21 protein-coding genes and 2 tRNA genes are annotated in these 22,544 nt (G+C 33.5%); 11 read left to right on the top strand and 12 right to left on the bottom strand.

The features are described from left to right. Window positions 1-15 precede the first annotated feature (15 nt). The 6 genes from tsf to LPB248_RS08030 form a co-directional block, all read right to left on the bottom strand. The gene (gene tsf / locus LPB248_RS08055) at window positions 16-978 is read right to left on the bottom strand and encodes a translation elongation factor Ts (protein WP_111426206.1); all 963 of its coding nucleotides are present in this window, start codon (window positions 976-978) and stop codon (window positions 16-18) included. Between the two features lie 142 nt (window positions 979-1,120). Continuing rightward, window positions 1,121-1,888 carry a 30S ribosomal protein S2 gene (rpsB, locus tag LPB248_RS08050; RefSeq protein WP_177210975.1) on the bottom strand — a complete coding sequence of 256 codons (768 nt, stop codon included), beginning with the start codon at window positions 1,886-1,888 and terminating at the stop codon, window positions 1,121-1,123. Between the two features lie 176 nt (window positions 1,889-2,064). Beyond that, window positions 2,065-2,451 carry a 30S ribosomal protein S9 gene (gene rpsI / locus LPB248_RS08045; protein ID WP_035645327.1) on the bottom strand — a complete coding sequence of 129 codons (387 nt, stop codon included), beginning with the start codon at window positions 2,449-2,451 and terminating at the stop codon, window positions 2,065-2,067. Then, window positions 2,451-2,906, bottom strand: a complete 456-nt coding sequence (gene rplM / locus LPB248_RS08040) for a 50S ribosomal protein L13 (RefSeq protein WP_111379262.1) — start codon at window positions 2,904-2,906, stop codon at window positions 2,451-2,453. Before rplM ends, rpsI begins: the two co-directional genes overlap by 1 nt. A gap of 195 nt (window positions 2,907-3,101) precedes the next feature. Continuing rightward, window positions 3,102-3,914, bottom strand: coding sequence for a ferritin-like domain-containing protein (locus LPB248_RS08035; protein WP_177210974.1), 813 nt, complete (start codon window positions 3,912-3,914; stop codon window positions 3,102-3,104). A 25-nt stretch (window positions 3,915-3,939) separates the two neighbouring features. Continuing rightward, window positions 3,940-4,686 carry a ferritin-like domain-containing protein gene (locus tag LPB248_RS08030; RefSeq protein WP_177210973.1) on the bottom strand — a complete coding sequence of 249 codons (747 nt, stop codon included), beginning with the start codon at window positions 4,684-4,686 and terminating at the stop codon, window positions 3,940-3,942. A gap of 209 nt (window positions 4,687-4,895) precedes the next feature. Between LPB248_RS08030 and LPB248_RS08025 the strand changes: the two genes are divergently transcribed. Continuing rightward, the gene (locus tag LPB248_RS08025; protein ID WP_177210972.1) at window positions 4,896-5,921 is read left to right on the top strand and encodes a LacI family DNA-binding transcriptional regulator; all 1,026 of its coding nucleotides are present in this window, start codon (window positions 4,896-4,898) and stop codon (window positions 5,919-5,921) included. Between the two features lie 36 nt (window positions 5,922-5,957). Here the strand turns inward: LPB248_RS08025 and LPB248_RS08020 are convergent, their stop codons facing one another. Then, window positions 5,958-7,073 (bottom strand): hypothetical protein, encoded by a 1,116-nt coding sequence (locus LPB248_RS08020; protein WP_177210971.1) that lies wholly within the window; start codon window positions 7,071-7,073, stop codon window positions 5,958-5,960. A 136-nt stretch (window positions 7,074-7,209) separates the two neighbouring features. Then, the gene (polA, locus tag LPB248_RS08015; protein ID WP_177210970.1) at window positions 7,210-10,050 is read right to left on the bottom strand and encodes a DNA polymerase I; all 2,841 of its coding nucleotides are present in this window, start codon (window positions 10,048-10,050) and stop codon (window positions 7,210-7,212) included. A gap of 325 nt (window positions 10,051-10,375) precedes the next feature. Here polA and LPB248_RS08010 point away from each other — a divergent pair, with 325 nt between their 5' ends. The 7 genes from LPB248_RS08010 (at window position 10,376) to LPB248_RS07980 (ending at window position 15,069) form a co-directional block, all read left to right on the top strand. After that, window positions 10,376-10,591, top strand: coding sequence for a hypothetical protein (locus tag LPB248_RS08010; RefSeq protein ID WP_177210969.1), 216 nt, complete (start codon window positions 10,376-10,378; stop codon window positions 10,589-10,591). Window positions 10,592-10,616: 25 nt separating this feature from the next. After that, on the top strand, window positions 10,617-10,799 hold the full coding sequence (locus tag LPB248_RS08005; protein ID WP_177210968.1) for a hypothetical protein: 183 nt from the start codon (window positions 10,617-10,619) through the stop codon (window positions 10,797-10,799). Window positions 10,800-10,988: 189 nt separating this feature from the next. Continuing rightward, window positions 10,989-11,663 (top strand): response regulator transcription factor, encoded by a 675-nt coding sequence (locus LPB248_RS08000; RefSeq protein WP_177210967.1) that lies wholly within the window; start codon window positions 10,989-10,991, stop codon window positions 11,661-11,663. Between the two features lie 10 nt (window positions 11,664-11,673). Further along, window positions 11,674-13,002, top strand: coding sequence for a sensor histidine kinase (locus LPB248_RS07995; RefSeq protein ID WP_255463049.1), 1,329 nt, complete (start codon window positions 11,674-11,676; stop codon window positions 13,000-13,002). A gap of 103 nt (window positions 13,003-13,105) precedes the next feature. Next, entirely contained in the window at window positions 13,106-13,294 is a 189-nt protein-coding gene (locus LPB248_RS07990; protein WP_177210966.1) for a hypothetical protein, read from the top strand. Window positions 13,295-13,457: 163 nt separating this feature from the next. Next, on the top strand, window positions 13,458-14,693 hold the full coding sequence (locus tag LPB248_RS07985; protein ID WP_177210965.1) for a metallophosphoesterase: 1,236 nt from the start codon (window positions 13,458-13,460) through the stop codon (window positions 14,691-14,693). A 73-nt stretch (window positions 14,694-14,766) separates the two neighbouring features. Beyond that, window positions 14,767-15,069: a thioredoxin family protein gene (locus LPB248_RS07980; RefSeq protein ID WP_008466807.1), complete on the top strand. Its 303-nt coding sequence runs from the start codon at window positions 14,767-14,769 to the stop codon at window positions 15,067-15,069. A gap of 26 nt (window positions 15,070-15,095) precedes the next feature. Here LPB248_RS07980 and LPB248_RS07975 read toward each other — a convergent pair whose 3' ends face one another. Continuing rightward, window positions 15,096-15,737 carry a polysaccharide deacetylase family protein gene (locus LPB248_RS07975; protein WP_111379249.1) on the bottom strand — a complete coding sequence of 214 codons (642 nt, stop codon included), beginning with the start codon at window positions 15,735-15,737 and terminating at the stop codon, window positions 15,096-15,098. A 101-nt stretch (window positions 15,738-15,838) separates the two neighbouring features. Beyond that, a complete protein-coding gene (locus LPB248_RS07970) occupies window positions 15,839-19,117 on the bottom strand; it encodes a DUF2723 domain-containing protein (RefSeq protein ID WP_177210964.1) in 3,279 nt (1,092 codons plus the stop codon). Between the two features lie 246 nt (window positions 19,118-19,363). Between LPB248_RS07970 and LPB248_RS07965 the strand changes: the two genes are divergently transcribed. Both LPB248_RS07965 and LPB248_RS07960 read left to right on the top strand, forming a co-directional pair. After that, window positions 19,364-19,434 (top strand) — tRNA-Gln (locus LPB248_RS07965). A 108-nt stretch (window positions 19,435-19,542) separates the two neighbouring features. Further along, window positions 19,543-19,613, top strand: a tRNA-Gln gene (locus LPB248_RS07960). 99 nt (window positions 19,614-19,712) lie between these two features. Here LPB248_RS07960 and LPB248_RS07955 read toward each other — a convergent pair. Together LPB248_RS07955 and LPB248_RS07950 are read right to left on the bottom strand one after the other, a co-directional pair. Then, window positions 19,713-20,519, bottom strand: a complete 807-nt coding sequence (locus LPB248_RS07955; RefSeq protein ID WP_177210963.1) for an AraC family transcriptional regulator — start codon at window positions 20,517-20,519, stop codon at window positions 19,713-19,715. A gap of 60 nt (window positions 20,520-20,579) precedes the next feature. Continuing rightward, window positions 20,580-22,001, bottom strand: a complete 1,422-nt coding sequence (locus tag LPB248_RS07950) for an aldehyde dehydrogenase family protein (RefSeq protein ID WP_177210962.1) — start codon at window positions 21,999-22,001, stop codon at window positions 20,580-20,582. Window positions 22,002-22,315: 314 nt separating this feature from the next. Here LPB248_RS07950 and LPB248_RS07945 point away from each other — a divergent pair, with 314 nt between their 5' ends. Then, window positions 22,316-22,483, top strand: coding sequence for a class IIb bacteriocin, lactobin A/cerein 7B family (locus LPB248_RS07945; protein ID WP_177210961.1), 168 nt, complete (start codon window positions 22,316-22,318; stop codon window positions 22,481-22,483). Window positions 22,484-22,544: the final 61 nt, after the last annotated feature.

Here is a 22,544-nt window from a genome sequence, read left to right as displayed (position 1 = left end):
ATTGAAAATAATATATTAACCTAAAGTAACTCTTTTGAAACCTGTAATTTCAACATTGAATCCTTTTACGTAATCACCAACTTTTTTACTGTCATCTTTGATGAAGTTTTGATCTAAAAGAGCTTTCTCTTGATCTAAAGTAGTGTTGTCAGAGATAAAACGTTGAACTTTACCTGGAAGAATTTTATCCCAGATTTGCTCTGGTTTACCTTCAGCTTTTAATTCAGCTTTAGCATCTTCTTCAGCTTGTTTGATAACCTCAGGAGTTAATTGAGAGAAAGAGATGTATTTAGGAACATTTTTTAAAGTTTTTCCTAAACGTGCAGCTTCTTCATTGTCCTTTTCGATTACAGCAATACGAGCAGCAAGTTCAGATTCAACGAAAGCAGGATCAAAATCTTTGTAAGATAATGTATCAGCTCCCATAGAAGCAACTTGCATAGAAACGTCTTTTGTTAAAGCTTCAGCGTTAGCAACTGGAGCAGAAATTGCAGTTAAAGCAGCAATTTTATTAACGTGAACATAAGATCCAACGTAAGCACCTTCTAAAATTTCAAAACCACCGATTTCGATTTTCTCACCGATAACACCAGTTTGCTCGATTAATTTTTCAGCAACAGTGATTCCGTTGAAATCAGAAGCTAAAAATTCTTCTTTATTAGAGAAGTTGATAGCTCTTTCAACTAAATCTTTAGCTAAAGTTACGAAAGCTTCATTTTTACCTACGAAGTCAGTTTCGCAGTTTAAAGTGATGATAGCTCCTTTAGTGTGGTCAGCATTGATAAAAGAAACAGCAGCTCCTTCAGAAGACTCACGGTCAGAACGGTTAGCAGCAACTTTTTGTCCTTTTTCTCTAAGGATTTGGATAGCTTTATCGAAATCACCTTCAGCTTCAACTAAAGCCTTTTTACAGTCCATCATTCCGGCACCTGTAGATTGTCTTAATTTATTTACGTCTGCAGCAGTAATTGTTGCCATAATATTTTAAGTTTTAATATGTTTTTAAAAGTAAAAAATTCCAGCTTTTAAATCCCAAACTCCAATTTTAATAAATTATCAACATAACGTTTTTAATTCTGGTTGGATTTTGGAATTTAAAATTTGGAATTTAAATTTTGATTTATTCTTCAGTTGCAGGAGCAGCAGCTTCAGCCTCAACAGCAGGAGCTTCTTCAGCAGCTTCAACTTCTTTTTCAGCACCTCTGTCAGAAAGACCTTCGATTACTGCAGTAGTCACTAAAGATAAAATTTTGTCAATTGATTTAGAAGCATCATCATTTGCAGGAATCACGTAATCAACCTCTCTTGGGTCAGAATTCGTATCAACCATTGCGAAAACTGGAATGTTTAATTTTTGAGCTTCTTTTATTGCGATGTGTTCAGCTTTGATATCTACTACGAACAATGCTGCAGGTAATCTAGACATATCAGCAATTGAACCTAAGTTTTTCTCTAATTTAGCACGTAGACGATCAACTTGTAAACGCTCTTTTTTAGATAAAGTGTTGAAAGTACCATCTTTCTTCATTTTATCAATAGAAGACATTTTTTTAACTGCCTTTCTGATAGTTACGAAGTTAGTCAACATTCCACCTGGCCATCTTTCAGTGATGTAAGGCATGTTTGCAGCTTTTGCTTTATCAGCAACGATGTCTTTTGCTTGTTTTTTGGTAGCTACGAATAAAATTTTTCTACCTGATGCAGCGATTTTTTTCAAAGCTTCGTTAGCCTCTTCAATTTTAGCTGCAGTTTTATATAGATTGATAATGTGAATACCATTACGCTCCATATAAATGTAAGGAGCCATATTTGGATCCCATTTTCTAGTCATGTGTCCGAAGTGAACACCTGCTTCTAGTAATTCTTTTACTTCTATTTTGTTTGCCATTTTTGTACTAGTTTACGTTCTGTTGATTAGCAATGTATAAATGGCGATTTCTCTGGCTTTATACATTTAGATGCTAAACTATATCCTACCTCGATAGGAGAGCAACAATAACTGTGTTTTTTAATTTCAATAAATAATTGATAATGTCTTGTCCCATTTGAACAAGACAGGTAATATTAACGTTTAGAGAACTGGAATCTCTTACGAGCTTTCTTCTGACCGAATTTCTTACGTTCAACCATTCTTGGGTCTCTTGTTAATAAACCTTCTGGTTTAAGGATTCCTCTGTTTTCAGCGTTAACTTCGCACATTACGCGTGCTAATGCCATTCTTACAGCTTCTGCTTGACCAGTTGTACCACCTCCGTAAACGTTTACTTTTACATCAAAGTTACCAGCGTTTTCTGTCATAGAAAGCGGTTGTAAAACTTTGTATTGTAAAGTTGCAGTTGGAAAGTAAGTTGCGAATTCTTTTTTGTTTACAGTGATGTTTCCAGTTCCTTCAGAAACGTATACACGTGCAACAGCGGTTTTTCTTCTACCGATTTTGTGAATAACTCCCATTACTTAAGATCATTTAGGTTAACAGTTCTAGGTTTTTGAGCTCCATGTTTGTGCTCAGCTCCTACAACAACATTTAGATTTCTAAAAAGTTCTGCTCCTAATTTGTTTTTAGGTAACATACCTTTTACAGCTTTTTCTACTAATGCAGCTGGATTTTTAGCTTGCAATACTTTAGCAGTTAAAGTTCTTTGTCCTCCTGGGTAACCTGTATGACGCATGTAAATTTTGTCATTCATTTTTGTACCTGTAAGGTTAATTTTTTCTGAGTTGATAACAATTACGTTATCTCCACAGTCAACGTGCGGTGTGTAACTTGGCTTGTACTTACCTCTTAAAATCATTGCAACTTTAGAAGCAAGACGTCCTAAGTTATGACCTTCAGCGTCAACAACAATCCACTCTTTAGTTACAGTGGCTTTACTTGCTGAAACTGTTTTGTAGCTTAATGCGTCCATAATATTATTTTAATTAAACATTCCATCCCCAATAAAGGGGATGCAAAAGTACAATTAATTATTTTAAAACCAAATACCTGAAAAGAATATTTTATATCCTGAAAATCAGGGGTTCAGTTTTTTAATTAATTAATGAATAAAAAAACCGTCTCTACAATAATGTCAAGACGGTTAAATATTTAGAGAAAAAAGTAATTATACGATAAATATATTAGCGATGTCTACAACCTGCTGAGTTGTAAGTGGCTCATCATAAGCTTCTGAGCCTGCTGCAGGTCCAAAAGCAGTTGCTGTATTAAATCCTGCCTGCATGGTTACGCCTTCGCCATCATAAACTGCTTGTGTCGCTGCTGGCATGCCCGCACCTCGTTCGGCATTAGAGATCCATCCTTTTAAACCTCTTAATCGTCTGACTTCAGAAGCATGACGTGCTTCAACAGAATGAATCTGCAATGCAGCAGTCAATAAATCGGGTGTAGTAATTAAGTTAGCAGCTTGTCCTTTGTAGGCTCGAACTCCAGTATCTTCAAAAGCTTGGGCTAAAGCTAAAAATGTTGGGTAATCATGAAAAGGATCAAAAGCACCGCCAACCGTAAAGTCAAAAGTAGGTTTAGGAACGAAATTGGCACTTGCTGTACCGCCTAAACCAGCAATTAAAAATTTAACATGATCAGATTCGTGCGCCGCTATTTGCTGAAATACTTTTAAATCACGCCCGCCATTTTCAGAAGCCGGAATTACTCCAGAATCTAAAGCCATGGCGTAAAATTCGTTTTCAAGATATTCTAAGGTCAGAGCAAATTGTAAAGCTCCAATAGGTGTTGCCGGTGTTGCTGTAATGTCTTTTGCAAAAGCTTTATTGGTAAGAGCTGACAATCCGAATGGAATTGATGCTAAAGCTAAATTTTTTCCAATATTCCCAAACTGTGTAAAACTGTCTCTTCGAGAACCAGTGCTATTCATCAAATTATCATCAGTAAAGGATTCTATAAATTTTAAAATGTTCATAATTTCTAAGTTTTAGCGGTTAAGATTAAGGCAAGTATTTAGCTGTAAATTTTGTGGTAATAAAACCAGCAGCAATCGGTAGGATTTTAGATGGATCTTTTGCGTCATCTAAACCTGTTGACATATTTACAATATCGTCTCCGGCAAAATCTTTTGAATTCGGATTGATTAAGCTTCTTATTGCGGCAGCATGTCTGGCTTCAACCGAAACAATTTTTCCGGCCAATAATAAGTAGTCTGCTGTTTTAATTAATCTTCCTGCTCCGTTATAAGCAGCAACGCCAGTATCTTCTAGTGCTTTTGCAGTAGCTAGAACTTCGGTGCGGCTGTTGAAATTTAAAGAACCATAATTAAAGGCTAAAGAAGGAAGTAATTGTGAACTTGGATCGGGAAGTGCTCCATTTAATGCAGCTTTGAAGAAATCTCTGTGAACCACTTCGTGATGGTATAAATCAGTCAAAACTTCGCGTTCAAGACTACTGAAGACAGTGTTGAAACTGCTCGAATTTACTACTTTAGTATAAAAGTCGGCTTCTAATTGTTCTAGAGCATAAGCATAGGTTAATACTCCAAAATCTCCGGAGCCTAAATCAAAAACACCATTTCTTACTCCTGGCAAAGAAGTGTCTGGCATATCATTGTTGTTGTCATTATCGCTACAGCCAGCCAAAACTAGACCTGTGGTCATTAATGTTAATCCGCTGAGCTTAAGAAAGCTCCTTCTGCTATCCAGTGAAGGGTTAACTTCATGAATTTTAACTTCGTTTTTCATAATCAAGTTTTTTATTAGGTTAACAACATTGGTTTTTTAGTTAACTGGTATTTAGTTATTAACGAAATTTTAGTAAGAGCGGTTTTAAAATCTCTGTTTAATTAAATATTATTTCGAAATGACTTATATTTTTAAATACTAATAGCTTGTTTTTGTTTTATTTTAGGTAATTCTACTATATTTGTATTAATTACATAAAATTCAATTGGATGAAAGCTAAAGCAACTCTAAAACAAATTGCGAAAGAACTTGGTGTTTCTGTTTCGACTGTATCTAAAGCGTTGAATGACAGTCCAGAAATTAGTGAACAAACGAAGGTGAAGATTAAGGAGTATGCCAAACTCAAAAACTATAAGCCGAATGTCATTGGTTTGAATCTAAAGAATCGTAAAACAAAAACGATTGGAGTAATTATTCCGAATATTTTAAATTCTTTCTTTGCGAAAGTTTTTAGCGGTATTGAGAAAGTTGCCGATAAAAAAGGATATAATGTAATTACCTGTATCTCTAACGAATCTTTAGAAAAAGAAATTCACACGCTTGAAATGTTAAGCAACGGAACTATTGACGGATTTATTCTTTCAGTTTCTGAGGAAGCTCAAAAGCTTCAGGATTACAATCACTTTTCGGAAATTATTAATGATGGAACGCCAATTGTGATGTTTGACCGTATTGCTGATGAAGTAGACTGTGATAAGGTTGTTGTAGATGATTTTGATTCAGCATTAAATTCGACACAGCATTTAATTAATCTTGGATGTAAAAATATCGCTTTAATATCTTCTGTAGATAATTTGAGTGTTGGGAAATTAAGAGCCGATGGATATTTGAAAGCGTTAAAAGACAACAATATTCCGGTTAATGAAAAAATCATTCTTCGTACCGATTCTGAAGATGACATGAAAAGTAAAATTGATGCAATTTTTGACAATAAAATTGACGGAATTTTTGCCTTGGATGAAAATGATTCAGTTGCAGCTTTGCGAGTAAGTTTGAAAAAAGGATATAGAGTTCCAGAAGATATTTCGATTATTGGTTTTGCAGATGGTATTTTGGCTTCAAGACGTTTATCGCCAAGTTTGACTACGGTAAGTCAGCATGGTGTTGAAATTGGAGAAGTTGCTGCAAAAAGATTAATTGAAAGATTGGAAGAGCCGGAAGGAACAGTTTCTGAATATGAAACGATTGTCATCAAGACAAAATTGAAAGAAAGAGAATCTACAAGAAAAGTATAAAATAATAAAAGCCATCCGCAACGGATGGCTTTTTTATTATAATGAATAAGGAAATTTTGGGTTCTTATACTTTTTTAATTTCTCAAAGGGAACTAAAAAAGATTCTTCACAAGATCTTGCTGCTCTATAAAAAATAGGAGTAAATTCAATTCCTTTTTCTGTGTAATTCCAAGAAGGAAAATCCCAATATTCTTCGTTGGTATAATCGCAAGGATCGTCATCGTTTTTTGGTTTTTCAAAATGTTCCTGAGAGTTAAGTACAGCCAGTAATTTTGGTGCAAAATAAGTGCTTCTGTATTTTGAAAAAGCATCAAAATTATTCTCTTTGTCGCCAGTTACGCTTTTGTCAAAAGCTAGAATATCATCAATTCCATATTGTTTTCCGTTGTTTAAATCAATAAGATAACCGCTACTTCCAAAATCGGGATGAGCGCCTCCGCAGTCCCAAAACATCGAAACTTGAAAACCTAATAAATCATTATTCAGAAAGTTAATTGTTGTATTTCCTTCAATGCCTTTTCCTTGGCTGTATTCAAAACTAGAAGCGCAATTAAGCTGAGATAATGTATTTTCAATATGTATACTTTCTAAGATCGGATTAATCAAAGCCTTGTTTTTTGCTGTAAAATTGTTTCCTAATCTAAAAAAATCAGAATCGCAATGTTTCTCAGAATACCAAACAAATTCTTTATTGTTGTAAAGTGTGGTTTTCTGTTTTTTGAATTCAAGGAATTTGTATTTCACTAGATTAAGACGTTCTTCGTCAAACCTAATTTTGAGATTTGATTTGTAATTATCAAAATTTACTGGTTCAAGATGAACAGCCAATTGTTTTTCTTTAGCATCATACCAAAATCCATCAAAATTATTGCCCGATTTTTTCAGGTAGAATTTCTCAGTAATATTATCGCCAGGTTTAAAATAGAAAGTAAAATTATTGCCATCCTTTAATTTTCCTTCCAGCTTAATATCTTTTAATGAACTTTTATAGAAATATACGGCATTGAGATTATTCTCATTATCTGAGTTGTAGACTTGAACAGTCATGAAAATAGTGCTTTTGCCTAAAGTTCCTTCTAGATAATAAATTTTGCTCTGACAAATTGCAATTGTTGAATAAAGCAGAAATAGGTATAAGAAATATTTCTTCATTTTACTTTCTTTTAAATCTTTAAAGGTTGTTATAAAACTGTAAAAGTAGCAAAAGTAAGATTCTTACAATGTTGTTTTTAATGAATAAAAAAACCGTTCAAATTTGAACGGTCTTTAAGTGTGAAGAATAATTTTTTTAGTGAGCTTCTAGCCAATCTTTACCCATTCCAAGTTCAACTTCTAAAGGGACTGACAATTTGAAAGCATTTTCCATTTCGTGTTTAATCATAGGTTGGATTTTTTCGAGTTCGTCGTTGTGAACATCGAACACAAGCTCATCATGTACTTGTAGTAACATTTTTGATTTCCAGTTTTCGTCACGAAGTTTTTTATGAATATTGATCATTGCGATTTTAATGACATCGGCAGCGCTTCCTTGAATTGGTGCATTTACAGCATTTCGTTCTGCAGCGCTTCTTACAACGGCGTTGGCAGAATTAATATCTTTTAAATATCTGCGACGACCTAAAATAGTTTGTACGTAGCCTTTTTCTCGTGCAAATTCGACTTGTTCTGAAATATAAGATTTAAGACGAGGATATGTTTTATAATAAGCATCAATTAATGCAGCGCTTTCACTTCTAGAAAGTGAAGTTTGATTACTCAATCCAAAAGCAGAAACACCATAAATAATTCCGAAGTTTACTGTTTTAGCATTGCTTCTTTGTTCACGAGAAACTTCTTCTAAGGCAACATCAAAAACTTTTGCAGCGGTAGCTCTGTGAATGTCTTCTCCATTTTGGAAAGCTGCAATCATATTTTCTTCACCACTCAAAGCGGCAATAATTCTCAATTCGATTTGAGAGTAATCGGCAGAGATTAAAGTATGGTTTTCATCGCGAGCAACAAAAGCTTTACGAATCTGGCGTCCTCTTTCGGTACGAATCGGAATGTTCTGCAAGTTCGGATTGTTAGAACTTAAACGCCCAGTTGCGGCAACCGTCTGCATATAATCGGTATGAACGCGTAAAGTTTTTTTGTCTACCTGTTCTGGTAAAGCTAGAATGTACGTACTCTGTAATTTTACCATTTGACGCCAATCCAAAATTTGTTTTACAATTGGGTTGTCATTGGCCAAATAAGTCAAAACTTCTTCGCCAGTTGCATATTGTCCAGTTTTGGTTTTCTTTTGCTTAGCGCCGCCAATTTTTAGTTTTTCAAACAAAATATCTCCTAATTGTTTTGGAGAGGCCAAGTTGAATTTCTCGCCAGCGGTTTCATATATTTTTTCTTCTAAAGCTTTGATTTCAACTTCCATTTCAGAAGACATTGCTTTTAAGAAATCTACATCCAAACGAATTCCTTCCGTTTCCATATCGGCCAATACGCTTACTAATGGAATTTCGATTTCGTCAAATAACTTTTTAGTTTCTGTTTTATCTAATTCTGTTGTAAAGATTTCTTTTAATTGTAATGTAATATCGGCATCTTCTGCCGCATATTCTTTAATATCTTCCAAAGGAACATCGCGCATATTAAGCTGATTTTTCCCTTTTTTACCAATTAAAGATTCAATAGATTTTGGAGAATATTTCAAATACGTTTCTGCTAAAATATCCATATTATGACGCATATCTGGATTAATCAAATAATGCGCAATCATGGTATCAAAAAGTTTTCCTTTTACAGAAACACCATAATTAGATAGGATTTTTAAATCGTATTTTAAATTCTGTCCGATTTTCTCAATGTTTTCATTTTCAAAAAACGGGACAAATTTATCTACCAAAGCTTTTGCTTCTTCCTGACTTTCTGGAAATGGCACATAAAATGCTTTTCCTTTTTCGTAAGAGAAAGACATTCCAACCAATTCTGCATGTAAAGCATCGATTCCTGTAGTTTCAGTATCAAAACAAACTGAAGTCTGTTTTTGTAAATTCTGCAAAAGCATTTTAATGCCTAAATCGCCTTGAATGGTTTGGTAAAAATGCTCTGTGTTTTCTAAAGTATTATAAAACGAAGTTCTTTCGATTTCAGCATTTTCCCCATTAGTATTTCCACTTCCAAAAAGATCAAATTGGTCTTCGTTTTTAGGTTGTGCTTTTTTGTACAATTTGGCATCAGGAGCTGGAGCAGCAGTTTGAGCGCCATCAGTTTTAAACAAATTGTCAAATTGCTCTGCCATTCTTCTAAATTCCAATTCCTGAAAAATAGCATCTGTTTTTTCAATATCTGGACGAGAAAGTTCGTAATCTTCTTCATTAAAAGCCACATCACAATCCGTGATAATTGCGGCCAGTTTTTTAGAAAGAATGCCTTTGTCTTTATTCGCTTCAATATTTTCTTTCATTTTACCTTTTAGTAAATGTGTATTTTCTAAAAGGTTTTCCATAGTTCCAAATTCTTTAAGAAACTTTTTAGCAGTCACTTCTCCAACACCTGGTAATCCTGGAATATTATCAATTGCATCACCCATCATTCCAAGAAAATCGATTACCTGTTCAGGCCTTTCAATTTCAAATTTTGCCAAAACTTCAGGAACTCCCCAAATTTCGATTCCGTTACCCATACGGGCAGGTTTATACATAAAAATGTTTTCAGAAACTAACTGGGCAAAATCCTTATCTGGAGTCACCATGTAGACTTTGTAGTTTTGTTTTTCTGCCTGTTTCGCAATTGTTCCAATTAAATCATCGGCTTCACAACCTTCAAGTTCAATAATTGGAATGTGCATGGCTTTTAATAATTCCTGAATATATGGAACAGCAATTTTAATTGCTTCAGGTGTTGCATCTCTATTGGCTTTGTAATCAACAAACATTTCAGTTCTTACATGACTTCCGCCTTTATCAAAAGCAACAGCCAAGTGATCTGGTTTTTCTCTTTTAATAACATCCAAAAGTGAGTTCATAAAACCCATAATTGCAGATGTATCCATTCCTTTTGAGTTGATTCTCGGGTTTTTAATAAAAGCGTAATAACCACGAAAAATTAATGCATAAGCATCTAGAAGAAAAAGGCGTTTTTGAGTCGACATATTAAAAATATTAGTCTGTAAAAATAAACAATTGAGTTCTCAAAAATTGTCAAAAATGAAAATTTTTACCATATAAGTTATATAAATTCATTTTAGCAACATGCACACTGTAGAGATAAGCCACAGCGAATCTAATGATTATGATAAATAGTATTGCTGCAGAATTTTTAAATGAACTTATATAACTTATATGGTAGAAAAAAATGCAAAAGTTAATATCAAGTTAAAAAAAATTATTCAGTGATTTCTTCATTTTCTCTTCATGTTACGAAAGTAATTTTGATCTGTAAAATAAAAGGTTATTAATTCTTAAATCTTAGAAATCATGAGAAATTTATTAATGTTACTAGTAGCAGTTTTAGGAACAAGTGCAATGGTTCACGCATTTCCTGCAAAAGATGGAAAAGAAGCTCCGGCGAAAGAAGTAAAAGCAACAAAACATCCTAAAAAAAGCAAATCAGATCAAAAAACAAAATCAGTGAAAAGTGAAGTGCCAAAAACAGAGGCAGCTAAACCAGAAACTGCAAAAATGAAAAAATAACAAATAATCAAAAAAAATAGAAATCATGAAAAATTTATTTATTGTATTGGCAGCAGTTTTAGGAACAACTGTAATGGTAAGCGCTCAAACAACTCCAGCTCAAACAACACCGACAAAAGAAGTAAAAGCTACAAAACATCATCATAAAGGAGATAAAAAAGCAAAAGCTGATACTTCAAAAGAAGAAGTAGCACCTGTAAAAAAATAAGAATTGCTCTCGTTTTGTTTTCGAACCATTGTAATGAACGAAGGCAAAACAGGAATAATGATTATGAGAATGCGATTGAAGAAGCTGATGAAGAAATTTATCAGCTTTTTTCATTAGTTAATTTTTTAATAATGTGTAGCTGAACTTTTGAGAATTGATTAATTTTAGTAATGCTTAAATGCCATGTGTATGAATATTTTAATTGTTGAAGATAATAAAGAACTTGCTATAGAAGTTTACGATTTTTTGTGCAATGCAGGTTATATCTGTAAAATTGCAAATAACTGTGCTGAAGCTTTGGAAGAATTTGGAAGCAATGATTACGATGCCATGCTATTGGATTTGGGTTTGCCTGATGGAGACGGTTTTGAGGTTTTACAGACGATTCGAAAAACAAAATCAAAGATTGCTGTAATTGTACTTACAGCGCGCGGAGAATTGGATGACAGGATTAACGGACTTCATCTTGGAGCCGACGATTATTTGACAAAACCTTTTGCTTTGACAGAATTGGCAGCAAGGCTGTTTGCTGTAATTCGTAGGATTCATGGTTTTACTTTAAACAATTTAAGCATTCATGGTTTTCTGTTGCAGCTTCAGGATTATAAAGTGAGCTTTAATGAAACTCCGTTAAGTCTTACCAAAAAAGAATTTGATATTTTTCAGTATCTAGTTCTCAATAAAAATCGAGTGATTACAAGGTTACAATTGACCGAACATATTTGGGGCGATATTCTGGAAGTGAATTCAGATTCTAATTTTATAGATGTTCATGTTCGAAATCTCAGAAAGAAATTAGATAAACATACGACTATAGATTGGTTTGAAACTGTTCGTAATGTGGGTTATCGTATAAACGAATAAAATTATTCTTGTGAAAATAAAACATCAATTAGCCATTTTTAATGCCATGACCAGACTGCTGGTCATTTTGATTTTATGGCTAATGCTTCCTATTTTGGTAGAAAATGTGGTGTACCATCATATTAATAATAGTCTGCTGGAGAAAAAGAAAAAGTTTATTGAGCATCTTAATCAAGAAGAAATCAATGATTTTATAGAAAATCCAGATGATACTACAGAGACCTTTTCTGAATTTTCGACACTTCATAGCGAATTTCTAGTGCTTTCCAGAATGCCGATAAAACCGCATCAGAAAAAAACAACTTTTACAAACGAATATCGCAAGATTGAAAATGAAGAAAGCGAATACAGAATATTGCAGCATCATTTTACATACGAAGGGCAAGATTATCAGCTTGAAATTGGAAGTAGTTTAAGCGAGGTAAACGATTTGACTTTTGTAATAAAGCTTTTTATTATCATTGTTTTTGTTATCATTCTATTTATTACTTTTTTGGCTGATACTTTTTACATTGAATATCTTTTAAAACCATTTTATAAAATTATTGATACAAAGATCAGGCGGGTAAACGAACCTGAAATGTTTGATCATACTCCGATAAAAGCGGCTTCAAGAGATTTTAGGGAATTGGATTTTGTTTTGAATCAAATGATGGATCGTATTGCCGAAGTCTTTAAAAAAGAAAAGCAGTTTATTTCGAATGTTTCGCACGAGCTTTTAACTCCGATCGCATTGCTTAAAAATAAACTTGAAAACTTGCTACAGAACGAATCTTTAGATGATAATGCGTTTGATAAAATTGCAGGATCTCTAAAGACGCTGGATATGCTGAAAAAAATTATCAATAATTTATTACTGATTTCTAGAATAGATAATAATCAATATGAGTTGAATGAAGAGATTAATCTTCGCGAAATTGTTTCTGATTTACAGGAAGACCTTCAAGATCGTATAGATGATAAAGAAATTCAGTTTCAAAATAGAATGCAAAATGCCTTTGTTTTTATTGGAAACAAAACTTTAATTCATATTCTGATTTATAATTTAGTAACCAATGCCATAAAGTATAATAAACCACAAGGAAAGATTGTCATTGAAGACGGTTATGATGATAACCATTATTATATTTTGGTAAAAGATTCTGGCATTGGAATGGATGAATCGCAACTGGAAAAAATATTCAGCCGTTTTACCAGAATTAGTTATGATCAGGAAGGGCAGGGCTTAGGTCTTGCAATTGCTAAGAGTATTGCCTCTTTTCACCATATAGAAGTTACTGTAGAATCTCAATTAGGGCAAGGCACTTCTTTTAAATTATGGTTTCAAAATCACAATTAAAAGTTAAAATTCTCTGTAAGACTTTTTCTTCATTTTGTCTTCATTTTGTGATTATACCTTTGACTTATAAATAATGAAAATAACAATCAAAAAATTTAAAGTCATGAAAAAATTAGCAATTTTAGCAGTAGCAGTTTTAGGAACAGTTGCAATGGCAAGTGCACAAACAACTCCAGCACCAGCAAAAACAAAAGAGGTGAAAACTGAAAAACAAGATAAAAAAGCAAACAAAAAAGCTAAAGGAGAGAAAAAAGCAGAAGCTGCAAAAACAGAAACTCCAAAAGCAAAATAATATAAGATTCTTAAGTCTTAAGATTAAATAGTTTTAAAGGTTGGTAGGTTAAAGCTGGAAGAGACATCTTTCAGCTTTTTTATGTTTTACAGCGTTAAATTTTTTATAATAAAAAGAAATAGAATTTTCATTCTTTGTTACTTTGTTTAAAACTATATATTAAATGATCTTTCGTTTTATAATTCTATGCGCTCTTTTATTATTTATTGAGTTCTATTCATATCAGGCTTTTCGAACTTTAATCAAAACACGTTGGGTTTTGATTGGCTATCAAGTTATAAGTTTACTGGTCTTAGTCTTTATTATCTATTCTTTTTCACAAGTTGATCGCTCTGTTGGTCAGACTAGGCAATTTATGTTTACCACAGGTTTGATGCTGACGGTATATGTGCCTAAAATTGTGCTTACATTAATAATGTTTGGTGAGGATATTTTTAGGATAGGAGCAAGTATCTTAAACTATTTTGTTTATAATACTCCTCGGAAAGAAATGATGCCCGACAGGCGAAAGTTTGTTAGCCAGATCGCTTTAGGGTTGGCTGCAATTCCGTTCCTTTCTATTATTTACGGAATTTTTGAAGGGAAGTATAATTTCAAAGTAATCAAACAAACTGTATTTTTTCCTAATCTTCCAGATGCTTTTGACGGTTTTAAAATCACACAGATTTCTGATGTTCACAGCGGAAGTTTTGATAATCCAGAGAAAATAAATTATGCCATTGATTTGATCAATGCACAAGAAGCAGACTTGATTTTGTTTACTGGGGATATCGTCAATACGCATGCTAAAGAAATGCATCCTTGGCTGGAAGCTTTTAGCCGTATTAAAGATTATAAATATGGGAAGTTTGCAGTTTTAGGAAATCACGATTATGGTGAATATGTGACTTGGCCTTCTGAAAAAGAAAAAGACGAAAACTTTAAGGCAATTAAAAATTTGTATGGTCAAATTGGTTTTAAATTAATGCTGAACGAACATACTTATATTCAAAAAGGCGATGATAAAATCGCTTTGATTGGAGTAGAGAATTGGGGAGTGAATTTTAAGAAAGCAGGTGATTTAAATAAAGCTTCAAAAGATGTGCATCAGGACGATTTTAAAGTTTTAATGAGCCATGATCCAAGCCATTGGGATGCCGAAATTAAAGATCACCCAAAGAACTTTCATCTGACTTTCGCTGGCCACACGCACGGTATGCAATTTGGAATTGAGATTCCAGGCTATTTTAAATGGAGCCTAGCACAGTACATTTATAAACAATGGGCGGGATTGTACGAAAACGTCGGAAGATACGTTTATGTTAACCGTGGATTTGGTTTTCACGCCTATCCAGGACGAGTTGGAATTATGCCTGAAATAACAGTAATTGAACTAAAAAAAGGCCGTAATGTCGGTTAGTTCGTTAAAAATGCTACATTTGTATAATATTTATTTCTTTTAATAGATTTAAAAAACTTAATTTTTTGGTTTTATGTCAAAATTTGGAGAACTAATAAATGCTCAAGTTCCAGTGTTAATTGATTTTTACACAGATTGGAATGAATCTTCAGTTTCTATGCATCCTGTTATTAAGGATGTAGCTGCTGCGCTTGGCGATAAAGCCAAAGTAATCAAAATTGATGTAGATAAAAATCAGGAACTAGCAGAAGCGCTTCGTATTAAAGGGCTTCCAACTTTAATGATTTACAAAGAAGGGCAAATGATCTGGAGGCAATCTGGAGAACTTGATGCCAATACTATAATTGGAATTGTTCAGGAACAATTTAACGTCTAAATAACTTCTCTTTTTTTTGATGTTATTTAGTGAATAATGTCAAACTTATATCCATTTTCTTTTAAAAAATGCAGTGTTCGAGGCAAAGCAAATCTTAGATTTGGAGAAGCTTTAATACTGTCATGAAAAACAATTACACTGCCAGATTTTACATTTTTGGTTACATTTTCAAGGCATTTTTCTGGAGTGATGCTTTGATCAAAGTCTGCGCTTAAAACATCCCACATTACTATTTTGTAGCCTAAACTTCTTAGGATTTTTGATTGTGCTTTTTTGATCTTTCCATAAGGTGGACGGAACAATAAACGATGAGGAGCTTTCTCTTGCTCATCTAAAACAGCAGCGCAGTTTTTTACATTTTCAATATAATCATTCGTATGGATTTTCCATCCATTCACATGATTCATGGTGTGATTGCCAATTGAATGGCCGTCGGTAATTAACTTTTCAAATAAAGCCAGATTCGCTTTAATATTTTTTCCGATGCAGAAAAAAGTAGCTTTTGCATCAAATTTTTTTAATTCAGATAAAACCCAGTCGGTAATTTCTGGAGTTGGGCCATCATCAAAAGTGAGGTATATTTTCTTTTCGTTGTTAGGAATGTCCCAACAATATTTAGAAAACACCTTTTTTATAAATGCGTTAGTTTTTACCCAATAGAAGCTCATTTTGAATTAAAATTGTATTAGTATGTATAAAATTAAAAAATGCAGCGCTATTTATCAAACAGCGCTGCATTTTTTTAATAAGTAAGATTTTCGTATATTATTTATTCTTTTTCACGTCCAAAACGCTCAAAAACATTTACGTAAGTGTTAAATGTAGTTTTGTGTTGGTTGTAAAAAGCAGTGTCTTTATTATCATCCATTACATGTAGCAAGCTTCTGTAACGCTCAATATCTGTAATAATATCTACAGCTAAATCAGTTTGGTCAGAAGGAGTCAATGTACTGTAATAGTTTAGATTCTCTTTGTATTTCTGAACTAATTTATTTAAGAGATCTTGCGCTTTGGCTTTTTCTCCAACTTTGTAATAGCCATCAGCAAAAGCTTCAACTAATGAATAGTACCCGTATTTGTCCAAAGGCATTTTAGTCATCGCTAAATTGATTACATTTTTAGCCTTGTCAATTTTACCTTCTTTAATAAGCTGGTTCATTAATCTAGAAAGATTGGTACGGTAAGTAATACTGTTTCTTCTAGTTTCAGGATCATGATAAATGTTTCCATTGCTATTTCCCCAATCCCATTTCATTACAATGTCGTACATTTTATCTGCATCAATTTGTCCCATGTCTAATGGTCCGCCATCTTTAGAAGGAGTATTTTTTACCGGAACTAATTTATAAACCATTCCATCTAATTGCAGATAATCTTTTAACCATAAATAATCTTCATCATCAAAAGCACCACCGCTAAAGTAAATTGGTCTCTTCCAGTTGTTATTTGCTAAGATATCAAGCATCATTAAACGGTTTTTGTATAATGCGCTTCCTTTGATATCGATATCTAAGTAAGGAACAATAGAATCGTAATATTTAGGATTAACTACTTTATTCTGAATAATAGTGTTTTTATCCACATTTACTCTGATCTTGTTCGTTGGGTAGAAATGAATTGTTTGTCCATTTTGCAAACCAACAGTCGATTTAGGGTTTTTGATGAAATCGATAAAATCTTTAATGTTCCAACGTGTATCAATTTTCTGAATGTACGCCGTGTAATCTAAATTATCTCCAACATATTGACTATGTACGAAAGAAATTGGCAACGGATTTGATTCATAAGACTTCGCTTTCATTTGATCAATGTACCAGTCTGTCATAAATAAACTCGTATTTACAATCTTAACATCGGTTCTAAAATGCTCGATTTCTTGAGCATACCAAAGAGGGAAGGTGTCGTTATCTCCAATGGTAAATAAAATAGCATCTTTATCGCAAGAACTTAAATAAGCTTTTGCCATCGCAACTGCAGTATATCTTCCAGATCTATCGTGATCATCCCAGTTTTGAGAAGCCATTAAAATTGGTGCAGCCAATAAACTTCCGGCAATGACTACTGGTCCAGCAATTTTTGGGGCCAGATATTTGTATAGGCTTTCATAAAGCGAATAAACACCAAATCCGATCCAGATGGCAAAGACATAGAAGGAACCTACTAACGCATAATCTCTTTCACGAGGCTCAAAAGGTCTTTCATTTAAATATATTTTCAGTGCAATTCCTGTAAATAAAAATAAAGCCAAAAGGACATAGAAGCTCTTTAAGTCTTTGTTCGCATGGTACATGATACCAATTAAACCTAAGATAAACGGAAGGAAATAATAAGCATTTCTTCCTTTGTTGTTTAATACGTCTGATGGCAAATTGTCTTGTGATCCTAAATGTACAGAGTCTAAAGCTTTGATTCCGCTGATCCAGTTTCCATCCAAATTATCATATTTACCTTGAACATCATTTTGGCGTCCAACAAAATTCCACATTAAATATCTCCAGTACATGTATCCAAATTGATATTCAAACATAAAACTGAAGTTGTCTGCTGTAGATGGTTTTTCGATAAGTAGATATTCACCGTAACTTTTTAAGAATTTTATGTAGCCTTCGTTATCAATCTGTTTTTGAGCATAAGCTTTTCTAAACTCAGAAACTGTTTTTTCAACCTCGTTGCGCAATTGAGCTGTAGCTTTGTTGTATTCGTCTTCGCTTAATTGGCTAGCGTCAATTCCGTATTTTGCCAAATCTTCATCATAATTATAATTAGGATTGATTCGGAACTTTGGAGGATTTGTAAAGTTGATATAGTTTTGAATGTGACCTGTTTCGGTACTCCACATTCTAGGCAGAATTGCTTTCTGATTGTCGTCAGAATTTTGTTCAGCATTTTTATAATTATTGGTAATAATGTATTTGCCTGTTTTATAATCTCTTTCGTAGTTTGGTTTTTTGTCTAAATAAGGTGTTTTAGCATCAAGACCAGCGAAAAGTTCAGTGTATTGAGGTCCGTAAAACAATGGATTCACTCCATATTGCTCACGATTGTAATAAGCTAAAACCTCAGTAGCATCAGATGGTTTATTTTCGTTAATAACTGTGTTAGCATTTGCACGAACAGGCAGCATTAACCAAGTTGAGAAACCAATTAGGATGAATAAAATACACAATATAATAGTGTTGTAGAATATTAAACCTTTTTGTCTGGTGTATTTTAATCCAAAATAGAAGAAAGCTATAAATAATAATGCTACAAAGATAGTTCCTGAATTAAATGGAAGTCCCATGCTGTTTACCATGAAAATTTCGGTTTTTCCGAAAAATGCCATAGTCAATGGAAGCAATAACTTGAAAATGAATAATAAAATTCCAATAACAACTACATTGGCAATAAGGAAATTCTTAATCGTAACTTTTTCGTAGTGTTTGAAATAGTATAAGAATCCAATAGAAGGAATAGTCAAAAGAGCCATAAAGTGAACTCCAAACGAAAGACCAACAACCAACGAAATAATTAAAAGCCATTTGTTTCCTTTTGGTTTGTCCATGTCTTGCTCCCAGCGTAAACCAAGCCAGAAAAGCAATGCGATTAATAAAGAAGCCATTGCATAAACTTCGGCTTCTACAGCATTAAACCAAAAACTATCTGAAAATGTATATGCTAAGGCGCCTACAAAAGAACTTCCTAGAATAACAATCGAATTGTTTTGGTCAATCTCAGCAAAACGAGCTACAATCTTTTTTAAAATCATAGACGATGACCAGAACATAAATAATATGGTAAATGCGCTAGAGAAAACAGACATCATGTTGACCATTACAGCCACATGCTGAGCATCTATGGCAAACATTGCAAAAAATGCACCCATCATTTGGAAAAGTGGAGCTCCTGGTGGGTGTCCTACTTCAAGTTTAGCTGCGGTAGCAATATATTCTCCGCAATCCCAAAAGCTCATTGTAGGTTCTACTGTTAAGGTGTAAGTTATTAAAGCGATTGCAAATGCAAACCAACCAATAATTGTATTCCATTTATTGAAATTGAATTGTGCCATATTTAGGTGTTAAAAATTTGAATGTTTTTCTATCCTACAAAGAAAATGTTTTTTTACTTAAAGAAACGAGCATTAACAAAAAATTCTATAATTCTATAAGTGTAAAGTAATGTGTTGTCTGTGAGGTGTTTTTGAAGTTGAAGCGTTTTTTAATGTAAAAAAAATCAAAAAAAATGATTTTTTTTGTTCAAAAAGTTTGCACAAACTAAATAAAGACTTAAATTTGCACTCGCTTAACCGCACTGCTGGTCTATGGTGTAATGGTAACACTACGGTTTTTGGTGCCGTCTTTCTAGGTTCGAGTCCTAGTAGACCAACAGAAAAGCCTCTCAGAAATGAGAGGCTTTTTTTATTTAAAAAAGTTTGCTTTAAAATTTGCATAAATTAAATAAAGTTTTAATTTTGCATCCGCTTAACTGCACTGCTGGTCTATGGTGTAATGGTAACACTACGGTTTTTGGTGCCGTCTTTCTAGGTTCGAGTCCTAGTAGACCAACAGAAAAGCCTCTCAGAAATGAGAGGCTTTTTTTATGCTATAAATTTAAAATGAGTGACTGTTATGTTTAAATGTTGATTTTGAATTGCTTTGGTCTTTTTATTTATGATTTAAAGAAGAAGGAACGATTCCGAATTTCTTTTTAAATGAAAATGAAAAATGTGAAAGATCTTCAAAGCCAACGCCAATATAGACTTCAGATGGCGGATTTCCTTGGCTGATTAAATAATAAGCTTCTTGAAGTCTTTTGTTTAAAAGCCATTTTCCAGGCGTTTGCTGAAAAACTTTTTGAAAATCTCTTTTAAATGTGGCTAAACTTCTTCCTGTGAGATAGGCAAACCGCTGCATTTGAACATTAAAGTGGAAGTTTTTATTCATAAAGGCTTCTAGGTCAATTTTGCCGGGTTCGTTAAAATCAAATAATATGTCTTTTAATTCTGGATTTATCTTTAGTAAAAGATGAATCGCTTCTTTAATTTTTAAATTGAATAAAGCTTCGTTGTTTTCTTCCTCGACTTCTAAATAGGATATCAGTGATTCCATAAAAGATTTGTACAGAGGGTTAGGAGCTAATGAAAACATGGCATTTGTTTCTGCTTTTTTATCCGATTTTAAATTGTATTCTTTGCTAATCTCTCTTAAAATTTCTTGATCGAGAAAAAGGGAAATGGTTTTGAATTCTCCTCCTTCGGGCGGAATCTTAGTAAATTTAGCCAAGTGGTTTCGTCTGCTGAAGCGGAAGTCTCCTGGTTTTGAATGAAAAGTATTTTGATTGTCTGTAACAATCATTTCGCCAGAAATCTGATAGCTAAAAACATGTTCGGGTATAAAATGTTCGCCCTCTCGACTGCGTGAGTAATAGCAGGAGTAGAGTATTTTTGGCTTTGTATGCTGTTTTGTGCTCATATTGTAAAAATACTAAAATCTGGAAATCTTTAGACGTAAAGACTTCCAGATTGATGAAGATTATTTTGGCTGAATTAGCGCTCTTGGTTCTAAGTAGGCTTCTAGGCCAAGCGTTCCGAATTCACGTCCAATTCCAGATTGTTTAAATCCGCCAAAAGGAGCCATTGGATCGTGACCGATTCCGTTGATCTGAACACGTCCTGCATTAATTTGAGAAGCAACACGATGAGCTCTTTCGGTATTTGAAGAGTTTACGTAAGCTTGCAAGCCGTATGTTGTATCATTAGCAATTTCGACGGCTTCTTCTTCTGTTTTATAAGTGATGATAGATAAAACAGGGCCAAATATTTCTTCTCTTGCAATTCGCATTTGATTCGTTACGTTGATAAAGACTGTTGGTTTAACAAAATTTCCGTTTTCTAGTCCTTCTGGTTTTCCAAGTCCGCCAGTTAGTATTTCTGCGCCTTCATTAATTCCGATTTGAATATAATCCTGAACACGGTTATATTGTTTTGTGCTGACCATTGGTCCTACAGCGGTATTTGGATTTTTTGGATCATCAACAAGAAGGTTTGAAATTACTTCTTTAATAAGGGTTTTGGTTTCGTCTAATTTGTTTTCTGGAATCAGTAATCTCGTTCCGGCAATACACGCTTGTCCGCTATTCATGAACGCTGCTCCAAGTGCAAGTGGGATGGCTTTTGAGAAATCGGCGTCATCTAGAATGATATTTGGAGATTTTCCGCCAAGTTCTAGAGTTACTCTTTTCATGGTGTTGACGGCTTCCTTTGCTATTATTTTTCCAACATTGGTTGATCCTGTAAAAGATATTTTAGCAATATTTGGATTTCTGCTTATTTCGGCACCAACAACTTCGCCCAATCCATTTACGATATTAAATACGCCTTTTGGAAGATTTGCTTCATGAAGACATTCGGTGATTAATTGTGTTTGTTGGGTGCTCATTTCGCTTGGTTTGATTACGGTTGTACATCCCGCTGCAATTGCTGTAGATAATTTGCTGCTGATAAAGCCATTGCTTGAGTTCCATGGAATTATAATTCCCACAACGCCAATTGGTGCCATTTGAACCTCGGATTCTCCCATTGTTTTAATGAAATGGTATGAATTGAGAAGGTCGATTGCGGAATCAAAGCCTTTTATCATGTAATCGTAGCTTACGCTTGCGAATTGAAATGTACCACCGTATTCTTCTATCATTACATTGATAAAATCGTCTTTTCTTTTTTCAATAGAAGATTTAATGTTTTTAAGATATTGGATTCTTTCTGAAATTGTTGTTTGTGAAAAAGTTTTGAAGGCATTTTTGGCCGCTTCAATTGCTTTTTGAGTGTCTTCCGTGTTTCCTAAACGTACTTTTCCTAATTTTTCGTTTGTTGTTGGGCTAATAAGGTCAAAATATTCTGTTCCTTGTGGGGTAACAAATTCTCCGTTAATGTAAATTTTGTCTATTGTTTTCATTTTGTTGTTTTTTAGTGAATTTTTATTTGACAAAGTTCTGCATTAACTACGCGTATGGCTTTGTTGTAAGGTTCAAAGAAACTTTGTTGAAAAGCTCACTTTTTTTTGGGGGGATTATGAGCAGGGGAAAAATTTAGGAAGCAGAGTTCTTTGTGAAATAAATTTTAATGCAAATCAATTGTGAAATCTATTGCTTGGTAAGATTTTTTTATTTTAATCACTGATTATCAGTATTTTGTCTACATTTGGTGTGATGAAAAAATACTGCATATTTTTTTTGTTGTAACTGAATAATAATTTAATAAATTATGATTATGGATAATTTAAAGAATTTGAATTTTACAGAGTTGAATCCTTCAGAAATGAAGCAGGTTAGAGGAGGAGGGCTTATAGATGATATTTTGTCAATTTTGGATATTGAAGCTCTTGCAAAACAACTTGATATAACAATAGAAGAGGCGCGCAAAATACTTGGTTTGTAAAGTGTCAAAAAAAGAAGGTCTGATTTTTTGAGCCTGGTTGTTGTAAAAAAAAAGCTTCTCA

Origin of the sequence: Flavobacterium sp. LPB0248 (assembly GCF_013388355.1) — a bacterium.
Classification (GTDB): Bacteria; Bacteroidota; Bacteroidia; order Flavobacteriales; family Flavobacteriaceae; genus Flavobacterium.
This window is presented reverse-complemented; position numbering and strand designations above follow the sequence as displayed.